Origin of the sequence: Rhodococcus aetherivorans, from assembly GCF_025722975.1 — a bacterium.
In the GTDB taxonomy this organism is placed as follows: Bacteria; Actinomycetota; Actinomycetes; order Mycobacteriales; family Mycobacteriaceae; genus Rhodococcus; species Rhodococcus aetherivorans.
Genome location: NZ_CP106982.1, coordinates 4,435,697 through 4,452,893, shown reverse-complemented (window position 1 = coordinate 4,452,893; position 17,197 = coordinate 4,435,697). Strand labels below are relative to the sequence as shown.

General features: G+C 69.8%; 17 protein-coding genes. 16 read left to right on the top strand and 1 reads right to left on the bottom strand.

Annotated features, from left to right (window positions below):
* Window positions 1-3: 3 nt before the first annotated feature.
* From OCS65_RS20155 to OCS65_RS20110, 9 genes are all read left to right on the top strand, one after another.
* Window positions 4-435: a helix-turn-helix domain-containing protein gene (locus tag OCS65_RS20155; protein WP_161995659.1), complete on the top strand. Its 432-nt coding sequence runs from the start codon at window positions 4-6 to the stop codon at window positions 433-435.
* Window positions 432-1,271: an alpha/beta fold hydrolase gene (locus OCS65_RS20150; RefSeq protein ID WP_050034890.1), complete on the top strand. Its 840-nt coding sequence runs from the start codon at window positions 432-434 to the stop codon at window positions 1,269-1,271. The genes OCS65_RS20155 and OCS65_RS20150 overlap by 4 nt, the downstream gene beginning before the upstream one ends.
* A gap of 158 nt (window positions 1,272-1,429) precedes the next feature.
* Window positions 1,430-2,983 carry an HD domain-containing phosphohydrolase gene (locus OCS65_RS29825; RefSeq protein WP_050036313.1) on the top strand — a complete coding sequence of 518 codons (1,554 nt, stop codon included), beginning with the start codon at window positions 1,430-1,432 and terminating at the stop codon, window positions 2,981-2,983.
* A gap of 90 nt (window positions 2,984-3,073) precedes the next feature.
* Entirely contained in the window at window positions 3,074-3,895 is an 822-nt protein-coding gene (locus OCS65_RS20135; RefSeq protein WP_263507491.1) for an alpha/beta fold hydrolase, read from the top strand.
* A 7-nt stretch (window positions 3,896-3,902) separates the two neighbouring features.
* A complete protein-coding gene (locus OCS65_RS20130) occupies window positions 3,903-4,724 on the top strand; it encodes an alpha/beta fold hydrolase (RefSeq protein WP_235431178.1) in 822 nt (273 codons plus the stop codon).
* Between the two features lie 139 nt (window positions 4,725-4,863).
* The gene (locus OCS65_RS20125) at window positions 4,864-6,042 is read left to right on the top strand and encodes a cytochrome P450 (protein ID WP_263507490.1); all 1,179 of its coding nucleotides are present in this window, start codon (window positions 4,864-4,866) and stop codon (window positions 6,040-6,042) included.
* Window positions 6,039-6,233 carry a ferredoxin gene (locus OCS65_RS20120; protein WP_050034893.1) on the top strand — a complete coding sequence of 65 codons (195 nt, stop codon included), beginning with the start codon at window positions 6,039-6,041 and terminating at the stop codon, window positions 6,231-6,233. The genes OCS65_RS20125 and OCS65_RS20120 overlap by 4 nt, the downstream gene beginning before the upstream one ends.
* A gap of 28 nt (window positions 6,234-6,261) precedes the next feature.
* Window positions 6,262-7,407 carry an NAD(P)/FAD-dependent oxidoreductase gene (locus OCS65_RS20115; protein WP_263507489.1) on the top strand — a complete coding sequence of 382 codons (1,146 nt, stop codon included), beginning with the start codon at window positions 6,262-6,264 and terminating at the stop codon, window positions 7,405-7,407.
* Between the two features lie 76 nt (window positions 7,408-7,483).
* Window positions 7,484-8,443, top strand: coding sequence for a LysR family transcriptional regulator (locus OCS65_RS20110; protein WP_263507488.1), 960 nt, complete (start codon window positions 7,484-7,486; stop codon window positions 8,441-8,443).
* A gap of 37 nt (window positions 8,444-8,480) precedes the next feature.
* Here the strand turns inward: OCS65_RS20110 and OCS65_RS20105 are convergent, their stop codons facing one another.
* A complete protein-coding gene (locus OCS65_RS20105) occupies window positions 8,481-9,068 on the bottom strand; it encodes a TetR/AcrR family transcriptional regulator (protein WP_050034894.1) in 588 nt (195 codons plus the stop codon).
* A gap of 148 nt (window positions 9,069-9,216) precedes the next feature.
* Between OCS65_RS20105 and OCS65_RS20100 the strand changes: the two genes are divergently transcribed.
* The 7 genes from OCS65_RS20100 to OCS65_RS20070 all read left to right on the top strand — a co-directional run bounded on the left by OCS65_RS20100 (window position 9,217) and on the right by OCS65_RS20070 (window position 17,190).
* Window positions 9,217-10,266 (top strand): phosphotriesterase family protein, encoded by a 1,050-nt coding sequence (locus tag OCS65_RS20100; protein ID WP_029542549.1) that lies wholly within the window; start codon window positions 9,217-9,219, stop codon window positions 10,264-10,266.
* A 47-nt stretch (window positions 10,267-10,313) separates the two neighbouring features.
* A complete protein-coding gene (locus OCS65_RS20095) occupies window positions 10,314-11,267 on the top strand; it encodes a phosphotriesterase family protein (protein ID WP_072634775.1) in 954 nt (317 codons plus the stop codon).
* Between the two features lie 71 nt (window positions 11,268-11,338).
* On the top strand, window positions 11,339-12,466 hold the full coding sequence (locus OCS65_RS20090; RefSeq protein WP_006938622.1) for an FAD-dependent monooxygenase: 1,128 nt from the start codon (window positions 11,339-11,341) through the stop codon (window positions 12,464-12,466).
* 4 nt (window positions 12,467-12,470) lie between these two features.
* A complete protein-coding gene (locus OCS65_RS20085; RefSeq protein ID WP_263507487.1) occupies window positions 12,471-13,412 on the top strand; it encodes an alpha/beta hydrolase in 942 nt (313 codons plus the stop codon).
* 13 nt (window positions 13,413-13,425) lie between these two features.
* Window positions 13,426-14,355 carry an MBL fold metallo-hydrolase gene (locus OCS65_RS20080; protein WP_263507486.1) on the top strand — a complete coding sequence of 310 codons (930 nt, stop codon included), beginning with the start codon at window positions 13,426-13,428 and terminating at the stop codon, window positions 14,353-14,355.
* Between the two features lie 23 nt (window positions 14,356-14,378).
* A complete protein-coding gene (locus OCS65_RS20075; protein ID WP_185713658.1) occupies window positions 14,379-16,112 on the top strand; it encodes a CocE/NonD family hydrolase in 1,734 nt (577 codons plus the stop codon).
* A gap of 79 nt (window positions 16,113-16,191) precedes the next feature.
* A complete protein-coding gene (locus OCS65_RS20070; RefSeq protein ID WP_263507485.1) occupies window positions 16,192-17,190 on the top strand; it encodes a serine/threonine-protein kinase in 999 nt (332 codons plus the stop codon).
* Window positions 17,191-17,197 lie beyond the last annotated feature (7 nt).

Below are 17,197 nucleotides of genomic sequence, written 5' to 3'. Positions count from 1 at the left end.
TATGTGAGTGAACGTCTCTATTCGGTGGACGAGGTGGCCGAAAGCCTGGGTCTGCACGTGCGCACCGTCCGCAACTACGTGCGCTCCGGGCGGCTCCCCGCGGTCCGTATCGGCAAGCAGTACCGCATCGCGCAGCAGGACCTCGAGGCCTTCACCGGCCGCCCGATGCCGCCGTCGTCGCGCGAGTCGGCCGGACGCCGGCGGCACACCGACGTGTCGAGCATCGTGGAGATCGACGCGGTCGGCGCCGAGACGGCCCACCGCCTGACCACTCTCGTGACGAGCGCGGCGGGCAACCGCCGTTCGGGCGACGAGCCGCTGCGGATCGAGACGGTGTACGACGAGAGGAGGGCGAGGATGAAGATCGTCATCCTCGGCGGGCTGGCCGACACCGCCCGGCTGTTCGACTACATCGACGGGGTGCTCGAGTCATGACCACGATCTACACGTCCGAGGCCGGCGCCCGCGAGGTCCGGCGGCGCTATCGTGATGCCCTGCGGGACTGGCCGATTCCGGCCGAGCATGTGCGGGTACCCACCCGCCAGGGGGAGACCTTCGTGCTCGTCTCCGGTCCGGACGACGCGCCGCCCGTGCTGCTGCTGCACGGCTCGGGAGCGAACGCGACGATGTGGCGCGACGACATCGGCTCCTGGGCGCGGCATTTCCGAACCTACGCCGTCGACCTCGTCGGTGAACCGGGGGAGAGCGCGCCGTCCCGGCCGCCCCTGGCCTCCGACGCGTACGCGCTGTGGCTCGATGACGTGCGCGAAGGTCTGGGGGTCACGAGCGCTGCGATCGTCGGCGTGTCCCTCGGCGGCTGGATGGCGGTGGACTACGCCACCCGGCGCCCGGAACGGGTGACGCGGCTGGTCCTGCTGTGCCCCGGTGGCCTGGGCCGGCAGCGGATGGGCTGGCTGGTCAAGGCGATGTTCCTGCGTCTTTTCGGGCGCCGGGGGGCACTCCGTTCGGCGGCCGTCGTCACCGGCCTGGACACTCCCGAGACGCGTCCGGTCCTCGACGAGGTGGTGCTGACGTTCGCCCACTTCAAGCCGCGTACGGAGCGGTTGCCCGTGTTCTCCGACGACGCGCTGCGGCGGCTGACCATGCCCGCGCTCGTGATCGTCGGTGGCCGCGACGTCCTGTTCGACTCCGAGGGCACCGCCGACCGCGTGCACCGGTGCCTCCCGCACGCGACCGTCGAGGTGCTACCCGAGGCCGGGCACGCGATCCTCGGCCGGACGGAATCCGTCCTCGAATTCCTGCGCGACTGACCCGTCGCGCGGCAACCCGCTTCGGTCGAGGCGAATCCGCCAGGAAGAAGCGTCATGTCCCCGAACCTGCCTCACGAGACGGGCCGACCCGCGGACCGCCGCAGGATCGACGGTCGAATCGCGACTACCAGGGAGTTCCGGCTGGGATAGTGGTGGTTGTGAGCGACCATGCCCGGTCCGGACGCGTGGCGGAGTTGACGATTGCGTTGTCGTTGGCGACGGATCTGGGCACGGGGCAACCGATGGAGCACGGGTTGCGTACGTGCTGGCTGTCACTGGCCGCGTCGGAGGCACTCGGGCTGGCCGCGCCGGCGCGGTCCTGCGTGTACTACGTTGCGCTGCTTCGGTTTCTGGGATGCACGTCGGATGCGTCGGAGACCGCGGTACTGGCCGGCGGCGACGACATCGCATTCGACGCGACGATGGCGCCGATGCTGATGGCCGAGCCCGGTGAAGGTGTGCGCTATTTCGTCCGCCATCTGGCGAACGATCTCCCGTCGCACCGCCGCGTGGGGCGGATTGTGCGGGCACTGAGCGACCCGGACATGAATCGGCGCAGCCTGTCGCAACATTGCGAGGCGGGCGCCCGCCTGGCAACCCGCCTCGGGATGGCCGAATCCGTCCGCCGGTCGCTCGCGCATGCGTACGAACGCTGGGACGGCAAGGGCTATCCGGCCGGTCTGGCGGCCGACGAGGTGCCGGTGGCGGTGCGGATCGTGACGGTCGCCCGAGACGCCGAGCTGTGGGCGCGCCGGGCGGGCTGGGCGGCAGCCACCGACGTGCTGTTGCACCGCAGGGGCCGCGCGTACGACCCGGCCGTGGTCGACGCCGTGGTCGCCGACGGTGAACACTGGCTCGCCGGAATCGGTGACGACCCGTGCGCGGCGGTCCTCGATGCCGAGCCGGCACCGGCCCTGACGATCGAGTCGGGCAACCTCGACCTGGCTCTGACCGCGGTGGCCGATTTCGCCGATCTGAAGTCGCCGTACCTTCGAGGCCACTCCACCGGTGTCTCGCGGCTGGCCGTTGCCGCCGCCGAAGCTGCCGGCCTTGCCACTGCCGACGCGACGACGCTGGGCCGAGCCGGACTGGTCCACGACGTCGGACGTGTCGGTATCCCCAACGGGATCTGGGATCGCCGGGGTCCGCTCAGCGCCGAGCAGTGGGAACGGGTTCGGCTGCACCCCTACCTCGGCGAGCGGGTCCTGCACCGCTGCGCGCTCCTGGCCCCCCTCGCCGACCTGGCGGCGCGCCACCACGAGCGAGCCGACGGCTCCGGTTACCACCGCGGGGCCTCGGGAGACCAGCTCGGCCTTGGTGCCCGGCTGCTGGGCGCCGCCGATGCCTACCACGCGATGACCGAGAACCGGCCGCACCGGCCGGCGCTCACCCCGGCCGAGGCGGCGTCGCAGCTGCTCGACGAGGTCGACGCGGGCCGCTTCACCCGGGTCGAGGTCGACGCGGTACTCGATGCTGCCGGTCAGGTGAGCCGCCCGCCGCGGGTCTCCCGTCCCGCGGGTCTCACCGAGCGCGAGGTCGACGTGCTGGCGCTCATCGCCCGCGGCCGCACCAACAAGGAAGTGGCGAGCGCCCTCGTCATCTCGCCCAAGACGGTGGGACACCACATCGAACACATCTACACCAAGGCCGGGGTCACCACGCGAGCGGGCGCGACGCTGTTCGCGATGGAGCACGGCCTCCTCTCACCCTGACCGGCGTCGGAAATGGGGCGAACGCCCGATGTGCGCCGGCGGCGACCGGTTCACACTCGCCGACAGGGACCGAAGACGAGGGAGGCAGCCGTGCCCACGATCGACATCAACGACGCCAGAATCTATTTCGAGCGCACGGGGTCAGGGCGGGGGATCCTGTTCGTGCACGGTATGTGCGGCGACGCCGAGGTCTGGGCAGACCAGGCACGGCGGTTGTCGGACCGCTACACGTGCGTGCGCTACGACCGCCGGGGCCACAGCCGAAGTTCCCGCGGCGACGCCACGATCAGCGACTCCCTGCACGCGGACGACGCCGCCGCCCTGATCGAAGCCCTGGAACTTGCCCCTTGCCTGCTGGTGGGATCGAGCAGCGGCGCCGCCGTCGCCGTCGAGGTCGCGTTGCGCCACGGTCACCTGCTCCGCGGCGCGGTGTTCAGCGAGCCGCCGCTGTTCAGCCTCGATCCGGTTGCCGGCCGGGTCGTCCTCCGCGACGTGGTGCCCCGCGTCGAGCAGGCCACCGCCGCCGGCGGACCGGCCGCCGGGGTCGACGCGTTCTTCTCCGTCGTCTGCCCGGGGCTGTGGTCGATGATCGACGACGAGCGAAGGAACCGCTATCGAGCCAACGCCGACATCGGCTTCACCGACCTGCGGTCCCCGTCGCTCGAGGTCACGGCCGGGGACCTGGCCGCCGTGGCAGTGCCCGCGCTCGTCGTCGCCGGAAGCGAAAGCCACCCGTCGCTGCGGTCGATCGCCCGTCAACTGGCCGCGGCCCTCCCCGACGCTCGCTTCGTCGAGCTGGAGGGCAGCGGCCACGTCACCTACGCCGAGCGGCCCGACGAATTCGCCGACGCCGCGTCGTCGTTCGCCACCGAGCTCGACCGGCGCGCGGCAGCCGCACAGGGCGGCAGGTGAGACGGTCATGAGTCACATGAGGGCTGCCGAGGGCAGAGCAACCCGATTCGACGTTCGATCCACCGATGGGACACCGCTGGCCGTGTGGGTCGACGGCGACGGGCCGCCGCTCGTCATGGTGCACGGGTCCCTCCGCGACCACACCACGTTCGGCCCCTTGGTGGACGAGCTGCACGCCGACGTCACCACGTTCGCGATGGACCGCCGAGGCTTCGGTGCGAGCGGCGACACACCGGGCTACGCCATCGAGCGTGATTTCGAGGACGTGGCCGCGGTCGTGGATGCCGTCGTGGCCCGCACCGGCGGGACTGTCGCTGTATGGGGTCACTCCTACGGGGCCAACTGCGCGATGGGCGGAGCTGCCCTCGCGCGCAACGTCGATCACCTCGTGCTCTACGAGCCGAGCCTGGGGATGGTCTATCCCGCGGGTTTGATCGATGCGATCGAGGAGGCGGTGGCTGCCGGCGACATGGAAACAGCGATCCGTGCAATCCTCGTCGAGATCCTGGAGTTGACCGAAGAGGAATGCGACACAATGCGATCGGGTCCGCAATGGTCGGCCCTCCTCGCCGCTGCGCCCACCGTGTCCAGGGAGTGCAGAGCCGAGGAGAGCTGGGTGTATCGGCCCGGCCGGTTCGACGGGATCGCGGCCCCGACGCTCCTGCCGGCGGGCACCGAAAGCCCTTCTCGGCTGAACGAGGCAACTCACCGCGCAGCGGGTGCAATTCCCGACGCCCGGATCCAGATGCTCGAAGGGCATGCCCACATGGCCCACAAGACCGATCCCGCCATGGTCGCCACCGTCATCGGCCGGTTCATCCGGTCGTAGAGGCGGCCGTCCCCGCCTCAACGCCATCTCCTACCGGCGGTACCCCCGAAGACCGCGGGACATCACATGAACTAAGTGCATGTAGTCGTATGCACAATATGATTTGGATTTATGTGAGTGGAGTCACTTCAATGGGTGCATGACCAGCAGCACTCCCGCGAGTTCCGACATCGACCTCTTCACCGACGAGGTCCTGACCGACCCCTATCCGACGTACGCCGAACTCCGCGATCTCGGCGCGGTGGTGCATCTGCCCGCCAACGACGTCTATGCCCTCACCCGGTACGACGTCATCCGCGACGCCCTGGCCGACCCCGGCACCTTCTCGTCCCGGACGATCGGCTTCAACCCGATGGTCAACGAGGCGCTCCGAGGCACGTCCCTGGCCTCCGACCCGCCGATCCACACCGAACTGCGCGCGGCGCTCACCGAGAACCTCACCCCGCGGGCGCTGCGGGGACTCAAGGGCCAGATCGAGGCCAAGGCCGATGCGCTGGTCGCGGACCTGGTGGCCGAGGGATCGTTCGAGGCCATCGATGCGCTGGCCCGCGCCTTTCCGCTCGAGGTCGTCGCCGACCTGATCGGCTTCACCGGCGCGGCGCGCGACAACATGCTGCGCTGGGGACAGGCCGCGATCGAGGTCATCGGCCCGATGAACCAGCGGACGGCCGAGAACTTCCCGATCGCGGGTGAACTCTACGAATGGTGCGCCGGGGTCCGGGCCGAGGATCTGGCACCGGGGTCGGTGGGTCGCGGGATCTTCGATGCCGAGGCCCGGGGCGTCATTCCCCCCGACACCGCCGGCCACATCATCCACCAGTACCTCGGTGCGGGGGTGGACACCACGATCACCGCGCTCGGCAACATCGTCGCGCTCTTCTCGGCCTTCCCCGACCAGTTCGACCTGGTCCGCCGGAATCCCGCCCTGGTGCCGGCGGCCTTCAACGAGGCACTTCGCTTCTGGGCTCCGATCCATGCCTGGGGCCGCTCGGTCACCGAGGACGTGGAGATCGACGGCACCCTGGTGCCGGCCGGATCCCAGGTGGCGATCCTCTTCGGTGCGGGCAACCGCGACCCGAGGCACTACGAGAACCCGGACGCCTTCCTGGTCGAACGGAACCCGGTCGACCATCTGTCCTTCGGTTACGGTCCGCACGGCTGCGCCGGTCAGGGTCTGGCCCGTCTCGAAGCTCACGCCGTCATCGCGGCACTGGCGAATCACGCGCAGCGGCTCGTGGCCGCCGAGCCGGTTCGCGTGCCCAGCAACATCACCCGTTCCATCGACGAACTCGAGATCCTGAAGGTGGTCCCCGCATGAAGATCGTGCTCGACAGGCCCCGTTGCGAAGGCCACGGACTGTGCGAAGAGGTCGCTCCCGCACTGATGCACCTCGACGACGAGGGCGAACTGATCATCGACGTCGGCGAGCTCCCCGAGGGCAGCACCGAACTCGCCGCCGCAGGTGCCGCCGTCCGGGTCTGCCCCGTGGCCGCCCTCAAACTGGCCTGACACCGACAGCCGCAGGAACGGAACCCACATGAACGGCACCGACATGAACGGCACCGAAGCTCCCCGACGAATCGTGGTCGTCGGCAACGGGATTGCCGGCCAGACGGCCTGTGACAGCCTGCGCGCCGCGGGTTTCGACGGCGACCTGACCATCGTCGGGGACGAACCGCGGGCGGCCTATTCGCGGCCCGCGCTCTCGAAGGCGCTCCTGGTCGACGGTGGTTCCCACGAACTGGCCCCGCCCACGCACGAGGCCACCGAGGTGCTCGGGGTCGCAGCGGTCGGCCTCGACGTCGAGTCCCGCCGCGTGAGTCTCGCCGACGGATCGGAGCTGAGCTTCGACGGACTGGTGATCGCGACGGGTTCCCGGGCCCGGCGCCTCGGTGGTCCCGACAGCCCGGAGCTGACCTTGCGCACCCTCGACGATGCCCTCGCGTTGCGGGAGCGGCTGGCGGCGCGGCCGTCTGTCGTGGTCGTCGGCGCCGGCCCACTGGGCATGGAGATCGCGTCCGCGGCGCTGTCGGCGGGATGCGAGGTCACGCTGGTGGCCGACGGTAGGCCGATGCTCCCGCATCTGGGGCCGTGCCTGTCCGAAGCGTTCACCGCGGCTGCGGTCGCCCAGGGGCTGAAACTGGTCGACGGTACCGCCGCAGGAATCGACGGCGCGCGTGCCGTGGTCCTGAGCGACGGCTCACGGGTCGAGGCCGACCTGATCGTCACCGCGATCGGCGACATTCCCAACACGGAGTGGCTGGCCACCAGCGGACTGATGGTCGACGGCCGCCTCGAGGCGGACTCGCGCGGGCGAGTCGCGCCCGGCATCGTCACGGCCGGTGACGTCGCGGCGATCCCGACGCGTGGGGGTGTGCGCCGGATTCCGCTGTGGAGCAGCGCGATCGAGCAGGCCAAGGTCGCGGCCGTCGCGCTCCTGGCCGGCGACGCCGCGCCCGAACTCGACCTCGATCCGTACTTCTGGACCGAGCAGTTCGGGTTGAACCTCAAGGCGACCGGCCACCTGCCGGCGGCCGGCGAACCCGAGTTCCTCGTCGGTGACAGCCCGCACGGACCGTCGGTGATGCGCTGGACGCACGACGACGGACGCGGCGTCGCGGTCGCCGTCAATCACCGGATCCCGATCCCGAAGCTGCGCCGCATGGCCTCGGCCGACGCGTGACACCGCAGTATCGACTGACGCCGCAGTTTCGACTGTCGCCGCGGGGTCGGCCGACGGATACGTAGAGTTCGTGTGGATGAACCAACCGCTCGACCACCCGAGCGATCCGGACCTGGGACGGCTCGCCTCGGTCAACCTCAACCTGCTGGTGCCGCTGCTGGCACTGCTCGAGGAGGGGTCCGTCACCCGCGCCGCGGCCCGGGTGGGCATGACCCAGCCCGCGATGAGCCATGCCCTGGGCCGGATGCGCCGGCTGATCGGCGACGACCTGGTGATGCGGCAGGGGAGCGGCCTGGTGCTCACCCCGCGCGCCCTGGAACTGATCGCTCCGCTGCGTGACGTGCTGCGGCAGACCGCGCGGGTGGTGGACTTCCCGGGCTTCGATCCCGCTCGCGACAGCCGCACCATCACGGTGGCGATGACCACCAGCACCGCCTTCGTGGTCGGGCCGAATCTGGCGCGACTGATCGCCGAGCGGGCACCGAATGCGACCCTCCGGATGCGCAACTTCGTCGAGCCGCATCCGAGCGACTTCACCGACGACGGGGTGGACGTCGTACTCGTGTCCGAGGCGTTCTCCTCGCCGTACCCGCGCCACCGGCTCTACGAGAACCGCTGGGTGGTCATCGCCCACCCGGACAGCGATCCCGAGGCGTCTGCGCTGGACCTGCTCACCTCGCTGCCCCACGTCACCTACGACTCCCGGCACCGGGTGGCACCGTACGCCGCGATGGACGCGCACGGCGTCCATTACCGGATCGGGCAATTGATCTCGGACCACCTGCTCATCCCGCATCTGGTGGCAACGGCCGGTGGGGTGGCGGTACACACCTTCCGGGTCGCTGTCGCGATGCGGGAACGGGTGAACCTCCGCATCGAGGAGTTCCCGCTGCCGGTCTCTCCGTTGGGTGTCGACATGGTGTGGAACCCGCGCCTGGCAGATCAGGAGTTCATCGGCTGGTTGCGGGCGATCCTGGTCGACGCGTCCGCCTTCGAGCCGGCGGCACCGACGTCCCGGGCGGCCCGTGACGGGTGATCGTCGGGGACGGACTTCCTCGTGCCGATGCTGAGCCTCAGTCGTCCGATGCGAGCAGGTGGCACCAGGATCCGGTGAGTTCGTCGAGACAGATCTCGCGGGGGGGCCGCCAGCCGACCGAGAAGTAGCGGCGCGAGAGGTACTCGAGCTGGCCGAACGCGAGCACGCAGCGGATCCGGCGACGGTCCGGCGGGAATCGATTCGCCAGGTTCAGCCCCTCGGTCATCTGGCCGACCGCGTCCTCGAACCACTGCTCGGTCCTGGCCGCGACGTCCGGCTCATGGGCGGCCTGGTAGGACGCGGTGAGGTAGGGCTTGATCTCGTCCCACTGCGAGAACTTGCGGTCCAGCCACTCCTGGATCCGGTCGCGCGAGCCGGAGGCGACCACTGCGGTCAGCGTGGGGTCGTCGGCCGTCGTGAGGATCGCGTCGACCTTCGTCAGCAGTGCGCTCATCACCTCGGCCTTGGACGCGAAGTGCAGGTAGAAGGTGGTCCGGGTCGAGCCGGCGGCGGTGGCGATGTCGTCGATCGTGGTCGCGGCGTAGCCCTTGGTTCCGAACAGCTCGAGTGCCTTCGTGAGGAAGAGCTCGTAGGTCATCTGCTTCTGTGCGGCACGGAGCGACATGGGCTCGGATTCTAGCCGCAGTACAGCCACTGACTTGTCAGCACAGTCACATGTCGATATGCATCGTTACTTGACATGATGTAATGCGAACGCCTACTGTGATGCGCACCACGTCGTGCCGACGCGACGCTGACGAAAGGAAGTGCCGATGACTGGCGCCCACACTGCCGAGGGCAACACCGTCCATACCGTCCTCGGCCCCGTTCCCGCCGACGAGTTGGGGGTTGTCTCGGTTCACGAGGCGCTGTTGTCGGTGGTTCCGGGCGCGGAGCACGCATTCGACATCACCATGGACCGCGCCGAGATCTTCGAGACCCTGGCCGCGAAGCTGACCGATTTCCGTGAACACGGCGGACGGACGATCGTCGACAGCACCGGCATGTTCCACGGTCGCGACGTGAAGCTGTACGAGGCACTCTCCCGCACGACAGGCGTGCACATCGTCGCGTCCACCGGCATGGGCCCGGAGAACCTGCTCGGCGGCTACTTCCTCACGCCGCAGACCAACCCGCCCACCCCGTGGCCCGCGGAGAAGTTCGCCGACCTGTTCACCAGGGAGATCACCGAGGGCATGGTGGTTCCCCGCGTCGAGCGCCGCGGCGCCGCAGGCCTGGTGACCACCGCCGCGGATCCCGACGGTATGACCGCCACCGAGGAGAGCCTGTTCCGCGGCGCGGCCCGCACCGCCCTCGCTACGGGAGTCGCGGCCTCGATCCGCTACGGGAACGACGCCGTCCACGACCTCGGGATCGTCCTGGCCGAGAAGCTGCCGGCGGACCGCGTCGTCGTCGGCGGTCTCGACCGCAAGGACGCGATCGCCGCCGGCGCACCGCTCGAGATCGCTCGCCGCGGAGCCTTCGTCGCCCTCGACCACGTGGGCACGGCCGACGACATCCACGTCACCGACGAGGAGCGCGCCGCCGTGATCCGCGAACTGATCGAGGCCGGGCACGGAAACCGAATCCTGCTCTCGTGCAACGCGACCGGCGTGTCGAAGGGCGAACCCGGCGGAGACACGGGCGAACCCGGCGGAGACACGGGCCGGCCCGGCGGAGACACGGGCCGGCCCGGCCGCGACCTGCCGTTCAGCTACGTGCTCTCGACGTTCGTGCCCCTGCTCGCCGCGCAGGGTCTCGGCGACGAGGACATCCAGCGCATCCTCACCGGCAACCCGCGCGACCTGCTGGCCGTGCGCTGACGCCCCACCCGAAACCGCCGAAGAGATTTTCCCGAAGGGGAGTTGTTGTGTCGAGAGTGAACACCGTTCTGGGTCCGATCGCGACCGAGGAACTGGGCATCGTCGCCATCCACGAACACATCGGATACGGCATGCCCGGCTCCGAACTGGACACCCGATGGTGGAAGACCCCCGAGGAGCGCTACGAGGAGACCGTCCCGAAGCTGCGCAGGTTCCACGAATACGGGGGCGGCACCTTCGTCGACGTCACCGGCATCTGCAACGGCCGTGACATCGACTACTACAAGTCGCTGTCCGCCAAGACCGGCGTGAACATCATCGCCTGCACCGGATTCGTCGGCGGCGACACCGCCCTGCCGTTCTTCGAACGGGCGAGCGTGGACTACCTGACCCGGCAGTTCGTGCACGAGATCACCGTCGGCATCGGCGACACCGGCAGCCGCGCCGGCGTCATCAAGGTCGGGGTGAGCCGCGGTGGCCGGATGACGGAGCTGGACAAGCGCATCTACCGTGCTGCCGCTCGCGCCGCGCTGAGCACCGGCGTGCCGATCCTGACCCACCTGGCGATCGACGCCGAGAACGCCATCACCATCTTCAACGAAGAGGGCCTCCCGCTGGACCGCGTGCTGTTCGGGCACGCCGACGACGGCGTGAACGCCGAGAAGACGCGCGACACCTGGATCGCCGAACAGGGTGGCCGCGTCGGCTTCGACACCTTCGGATACGAGACCGAACTCGAGGACCCGCCGTTCTGGGCCCGGCCGCGCAAGGAACGCCTGGACCACTTCCTCCGGTTCCTCGGGGAGGGCCACCTCGACCAGGCACTCGCCGGCGTCGATGCCAACTGCAGCCCGCTCGGGTGGCCGGGTGTCAAGGGCCACACCGTGAACTACCTCTTCGAGGACCTCATCCCGGATCTGCGCGAGGCCGGTCTGGACGAGGCCACGATCACCACGCTGTTCGTCGAGAACCCGGCCGACTTCCTCACGATCCAGTCCTGATCGCCCCAGGACAACCCAGCGCATCCACTCCCAGGGCGCTCCCGTACGCCCGACCCAGAGAGAAGAGACCCATGCAGCCTTCAGACCTGAAGAACCTCCGCGTCGCCATCGTCGGCGCGGGATACGCCGGCGCGGCGGCGGCCAAGGCACTGAGCCTGCTCGGCGCCGATGTCGACGTGTACGAGCAGGCCACCGAGGTCCGGGAGGTCGGCGCCGGCATCGGTCTGCGTCCGTCCAGCATGGACCGCTTCCGCGAATGGGGGATCTTCGACGCGATCGCGAACGTGAGCTCGCCGAGTGACTACTTCGAGATCCTCACCGCCACCGGTGATCCGATCATGAAGGACACCTGGCCGGCCTCCGCCGACCAGACGAAGACCTACCTGATCCACCGCGGTGACTTCATCGACGCTCTCCTGGGCGTGCTCCCCGACGGCATGGTGCACCTCGGTCACAAGCTGCAGACCGTCGAGGACCGGGGCGACCGTTCCGTCCTCACCTTCACGAACGGCACGACCGTCGAGGCCGACCTGGTCGTCGGCGCCGACGGCATCAAGTCGGTGGTGCGCCGGGAGCTGTTCAGCGACAAGGACCCACGGTTCTCCGGCGAGCACGCCTACCGCGCAGTGATCTCCGTCGACGACGCCCACGGGATGGTCACCGACGACAATCTCCGGATGTACATCGGCAAGGGAACGAAGGTCTACCTGCTGCCGCTGCGCCACCGGGGCCAGGTGTCCTTCGACATCACTGCCCTGTGCCCGGACAGCACCTGGGCGCCGCAGATCACCAAGGACGATCTCCTGAGGACCGTCGAAGGCTTCGACGAACGCATCGTGAACATCACACGCGACCTCGACATGGACACCGTGAACATCCGCGCGGTCTACGACATCGACCCGGTCGACACGTGGCACTCGGACTCGGTCGTCCTCGTGGGCGACGCGGCCCACTCGATGCTGCACCACCAGGGCCAGGGCGCGAACTCGGCAATCCTGGACGCCGGCGGTCTCGCCGACGCCCTGCGGGAGGCGGACTCCGTAAGGGAGGCGCTCGCGTCGTACCAGGCAACCCGCAAGCCGGTGACGGACGAGCTGCAGCGCATCTCCCGTCAGGGATGGACCGAGGACGAGGTCAACGACGTCTTCCCCGGGCAGAAGCCGTCGTCCCAGGCGTCCGTCTCCCAGCCGCAGGTCTGACGCCATGGCACTGCATCCTCAGATCGCACAGGTCCTGGCGAACCTGCCGGCCCCGCCCGAGGGCCCGCTCGACCCCGCGGCCATGCGTGCAGCGGAGGAGTCGCAGGTTGCTCCCGTCGAGGAGCGCCTGCCCCTCCACGCCGTCGAGGACACGACCGCGCAGACCCCGTCGGGGGACGTGCCGGTCCGGATCTACACCCCGGTCGACGCCGACTCGTACGGACTGCTGGTGTACTTCCACGGCGGCGCGTTCTTCCTCGGAAGCCTCGACACGCACGACCACGTCGCGCGGAACCTGGCCGCGGAGACCGGGCTGAAGGTCGTCTCCGTCGGCTACCGCCGGGCACCCGAGGCGGCGTTCCCGGCCGGCCTCCAGGACTGCCTCGGGGTGGTCCGGTGGGCCGCCGAGAACGGCGAGGCCCTGAAGTGGAACGGTGAGACCCTTGCGCTGGCCGGTGACAGTTCGGGCGGCACCTTCGTCGCCGCCGTCGCCGCGATGGCCCGCGACGAGGGATTCGACCGCATCACGCATCAGGTCCTGTACTACCCGTCGCTGGACCTGGACTTCGACGTCGACCGCTACGCCTCCCTGCGGGAGAACGCCGAAGGGTACGGCGTGGAGACGGCCGGACTGAAGGGCTTCAACTCCTTCTACGTCGACAGCGGTGCCGACCCGGCCGACCCGCTCGTCTCCCCGATCAAGCGCGAGGATCTCACCGGGCTGCCCCCTGCGCTGATCGTCACCGCCGAGTTCGACCCCATGCGCGACGAGGGCGAGCTGTACGGCCGGCGTCTGACCGAGGCCGGAGTGGACGCGACGGTGCGGCGCTACGCGGGCGCCAATCACGGTTTCGTCCAGAACTTCTCGTGGATCCCGGAGTTCCACCGGGCGTTCGAGGAGACGGCGGAGTTCCTTCGGCAGGCCCGACCCGGCCGGGGGGAGTGACGTGGTGCAGGACGTGAAGATTCATCCGCTCGTCTCGCCGTGGGGTCGATTCGGTCTCTACAGCTTCTTCATCGACGCCCCGGAGCCGGCGATCGTCGACACCGGGATCGCCTCGTCGCCCGCCGAGGGCATGGCTCCTGCGCTCGAGGCTCTCGGGCGCAGGATCGAGGACGTGCGCTGGATCCTGTTGACCCACGGCCACATCGACCATATCGGTGGGGCGCGCGCCCTGTGGGAACTCACCGGCAGACGGGCCCGGGTCGTGATCCACGAGGCCGACGCGCACCTGTTGCGCTCGCGGCGGGCCCACGTCGACGAGTACCTGTCGGTGCGTGGGCAGTACCTGCACGATCCCGAGGGCGCTGCGAAGCAGACCGCCACCGCGGAGGCCGTCATCTCCGGGGAGATGGAGCCGACGATGCTGGTGCGGGGCGGCGAAAGGCTGTCCCTCGGCGGCGACGTCACCGTCTCGGTGCATTCCATCCCCGGGCACACCGCAGGATCGGTCGCGTACGTCGTCGAGGGGCAGAACTCCGTGTTCGTCGGCGACGCCGTGCAGGTCCACGGGGCGGCCAACGGCTTCCCCGGCTACGAGGATCCGGACGCGTACCGGTCGAGCCTGCAGTACCTGCGGGACGAGATCCGCCCGAATCACCTGTACCTGGGGCATCCGTACCGTCGGGCGGACGGTGTCGCGTACGGCGTCGAACTCGATCGGGACCAGGCTGCCGAGGCACTCCGGGAGAGTGTGGACATCGAGGGCGGCGTCCGCGGCGCGGCCCATCGGTGCCTGTGCGCCGGTCTGCAGGAGACGGACTCGGCGTACTCGCCGTTCGCACCGGTGGCGGAGGACCTCGGCTACGAGGGGGATCCGACGCTCGAACCGTCCCCGTTCTTCACGTCGCTGCACGGCTACCGCACACAGTTCACCCAGAAGTCTTGACCGAGGATAGGAGTCGCAGACTCATGGCCGATTTCGAAGAATTCGACGCGGGTGGGCGGACCATCCACATCCACAAGGATCTCCGGGTCCCGATGCGGGACGGGATCGAGCTGGCGGCAGACGCCTACCAGGGTGTCGACGACAAGCCTCGACCGGCGCTGGTCGCGCTGAGCCCCTACGGCAAGGAGCTGCAGGCGCTCGCCCTCACGACGCCGCCGCAGCGTCGCCCCAGCCCGATGTGGGACGGCTGCATCGAAGCCGGGGACATCGCCCGCGTCGTCGCGGAGGGCTACGTCCACGTGATCGGCGACCTGCGCGGCTCCGGCGCCTCCGAGGGCGAACACATCGGCAACTACAACGCCGGCGGCGTGCCGCTGGGGCAGGACGCCTACGACTTCATCGAGTGGGTCGCCGAGCAGCCGTGGTGCGACGGCAACGTCGGCATGATCGGCATCTCCTATTTCGGGTCGATGCAGGTGCTCGCCGCCGCGGAGCGTCCGCCGCATCTGAAGGCGATCTTCGTCAGCGGCGGCCACTACGACTTCTACGAGACCACCTACCACGGCGGCATCATGTGGTTCATGCCGCGGGCCGCCCGCGAGGGCCGCGGCGGCGACTCCGGCTGGGCCTTCACCGACAACGTCAAGTCCCGCATGCTCGAGACGTACTCCCCGGAGGAGATCAGGGAGCGCGTCGCCGAGCGCCTCGAGGATCCGGATGTGGCCGCCTGGCCGAACCTGGTCCACGTGCTGAACTACCCGAAGCACCACGAGGCCTGGTTCGACATCGTGATGAACGAGCTGGACGGCGAGTGGTACGAGGAGCGCAACCCCATCACTCTGGCCCCGAACATCGACATCCCGGTCTATCTGCAGATCGACCAGGGTCGCGGCTGGACGATGGACGGCACGATCGAACTCTTCGACGCGCTGAAGGGTCCGAAGAAGCTGGACATCGGCCCGTACCCGCCCATGCAGTCGCGCCCCTTCATCGAGGAGCACGACAAGATGTTCCGCTGGTACGACTACTGGATCAAGGGCATCGACAACGGGATCATGGACGAGCCCGCGGTGAGCGTCTTCGTCGAGGGCTCGCGTGAGCGGGTGACCGGCAACCAGTGGCCGCCGAAGGACATCGAATACACGTCCCTCTACCTGCGCCCGCGCGGCAAGCTCTCCACCGAGCCGGAGCCGATGGGTGCGCAGTACGCCGCCCCGGACGGCTTCTATCAGGCCCCGCTGACCGTCACCGACAAGGTCGAGATCCTGAGGTGGGAGACCCCGGTGTTCGAGGAGTCGACGGAGATGATCGGCACCGGTGCCGCGCACATCTTCGCGGAAATCGACCAGCCGGACTCGAACTTCATCCTGCGCCTGTGGGACTACGCCCCGGGCGGCAAGCGCCAGCTGATCACCACCGGCTACCTGAAGGCCTCGCACCGCGAGCTGGACGAGCGCACCACCGAGGGCAACCCGTACCACCCGCACACCCGCGCTGTGCCGGTCGAGCCCGGGAAGATCGAGGAGTACGTGCTGCGCCTCTACCCGTTCGCGAACACCTTCCAGCCGGGTCACAAGCTGACCGTGGAGCTGTCCAACGGGGAGCCGCTGGCCGACGAGCACAACGCGCTGCTCCCGCCGGATGCGTTCCACCTGCCGGTGGGCCGCCCGGTCACCCACAAGATCTACCGGGACGCCGCCCACCGGTCCCGGCTCGTGCTGCCGTTCACGACGCGCAGGGCGGGGGAGAAGGAGTAGCGACAGCGGTTTCGGACGCCACGTCCTTCCGCCACGGTGCGTTACGCTCGGGCATCGTCCCGTCGGCGGAAGGGCAGTGATGCGTGCGGTGCTCGGCGTTGCGATCGATGCCGGTGAGGTCTGTGCGGTGCTCGTGGATGCCGACGTTCCGGCGCTCGGACCGTTCGACACGCAGCGGTGGGCCGCCGGCGAACGCGCGGACGCGGAGGCGGTGCGCCGGGCGCTCGCGGTGATGACCGAGCGGGCCGCGCGGGCCGGGGTGCCGTTTGCCCGCGCCGGACTGGTGGCGTCCGAGGCGGTCGTGCCGGACCCCGGGGAGACCGCGGTGCCGGTGCAGGCCGTGGGGGTCGACGAGGCCCGGCTGGCCTTCCTCGCCGCGGCCCCGGAACTCGAGGGTGTACGGGTGGTGGCACTGATCGGCCGCGACGATGCGGCCACGACCGCGTCGGTCGCCGACATCCGTTCGGGGGCGGTCCTCGCGTCGGTCGCCGTGGCGGAGGACGACTTCGGTGGGATCGCCCCGGCCTTGCCGGAGGCCGCGGACGAGGCCGTGGCGCGGGCCGGGGTGGCGCCGGAGGCGCTGGCCTTCCTGGACCTGCGACCCGGCGACGCCGCGGTCGCCCGGGAGTTGTCCGCGGTGCTCGGCGTGCCGTTCGTGACCCCGCACGGCGTGCCGTGGCACCGGGCCACCGGAGCCGCGCTCGTGGCCGCACACACCGATCGGCCGCCGGCCCCGGCACCTTCCCCGGGCCGCCGGGTGGCGGTGCTGGTGTCGGCCCTCGTCGCGCTGGCCGTGCTGCTCGGCGGCGGGCTGGCCGTCGCCATCGGTGGGGCCGGACCGTCCGAGCCGCCGCGCCCGGCCGACGCCGTCCGGTCCGTGCCCGCACCGCAGACCAGCCTCTCGCCGGAGACCGGGACGCCGTCCGCGGTTCCGTGCCCGGGGCGCGACACTCCGGCCGCGCAGGCGCCCGAGGCCCGTCCCGCGGGCTGGTCGGTGCGGGCGTCCGACCCCGACCTCGGCCCCCACCCCGGCCCGACGCCGCCGACGACGACCGTCACCGCACCCCCGTGCGAATGACGTTCCC

Coding starts and splice junctions, on each gene's coding strand:
- OCS65_RS20150 (WP_050034890.1), top strand. CDS start 432: ATGACCACGATCTACACGTCCGAGGCCGGCGCCCGCGAGGTCCGGCGG.
- OCS65_RS20130 (WP_235431178.1), top strand. CDS start 3,903: ATGAGTCACATGAGGGCTGCCGAGGGCAGAGCAACCCGATTCGACGTT.
- OCS65_RS20125 (WP_263507490.1), top strand. CDS start 4,864: ATGACCAGCAGCACTCCCGCGAGTTCCGACATCGACCTCTTCACCGAC.
- OCS65_RS20120 (WP_050034893.1), top strand. CDS start 6,039: ATGAAGATCGTGCTCGACAGGCCCCGTTGCGAAGGCCACGGACTGTGC.
- OCS65_RS20115 (WP_263507489.1), top strand. CDS start 6,262: ATGAACGGCACCGACATGAACGGCACCGAAGCTCCCCGACGAATCGTG.
- OCS65_RS20110 (WP_263507488.1), top strand. CDS start 7,484: ATGAACCAACCGCTCGACCACCCGAGCGATCCGGACCTGGGACGGCTC.
- OCS65_RS20105 (WP_050034894.1), bottom strand. CDS start 9,068: ATGTCGCTCCGTGCCGCACAGAAGCAGATGACCTACGAGCTCTTCCTC.
- OCS65_RS20100 (WP_029542549.1), top strand. CDS start 9,217: ATGACTGGCGCCCACACTGCCGAGGGCAACACCGTCCATACCGTCCTC.
- OCS65_RS20090 (WP_006938622.1), top strand. CDS start 11,339: ATGCAGCCTTCAGACCTGAAGAACCTCCGCGTCGCCATCGTCGGCGCG.
- OCS65_RS20085 (WP_263507487.1), top strand. CDS start 12,471: ATGGCACTGCATCCTCAGATCGCACAGGTCCTGGCGAACCTGCCGGCC.
- OCS65_RS20075 (WP_185713658.1), top strand. CDS start 14,379: ATGGCCGATTTCGAAGAATTCGACGCGGGTGGGCGGACCATCCACATC.
- OCS65_RS20070 (WP_263507485.1), top strand. CDS start 16,192: ATGCGTGCGGTGCTCGGCGTTGCGATCGATGCCGGTGAGGTCTGTGCG.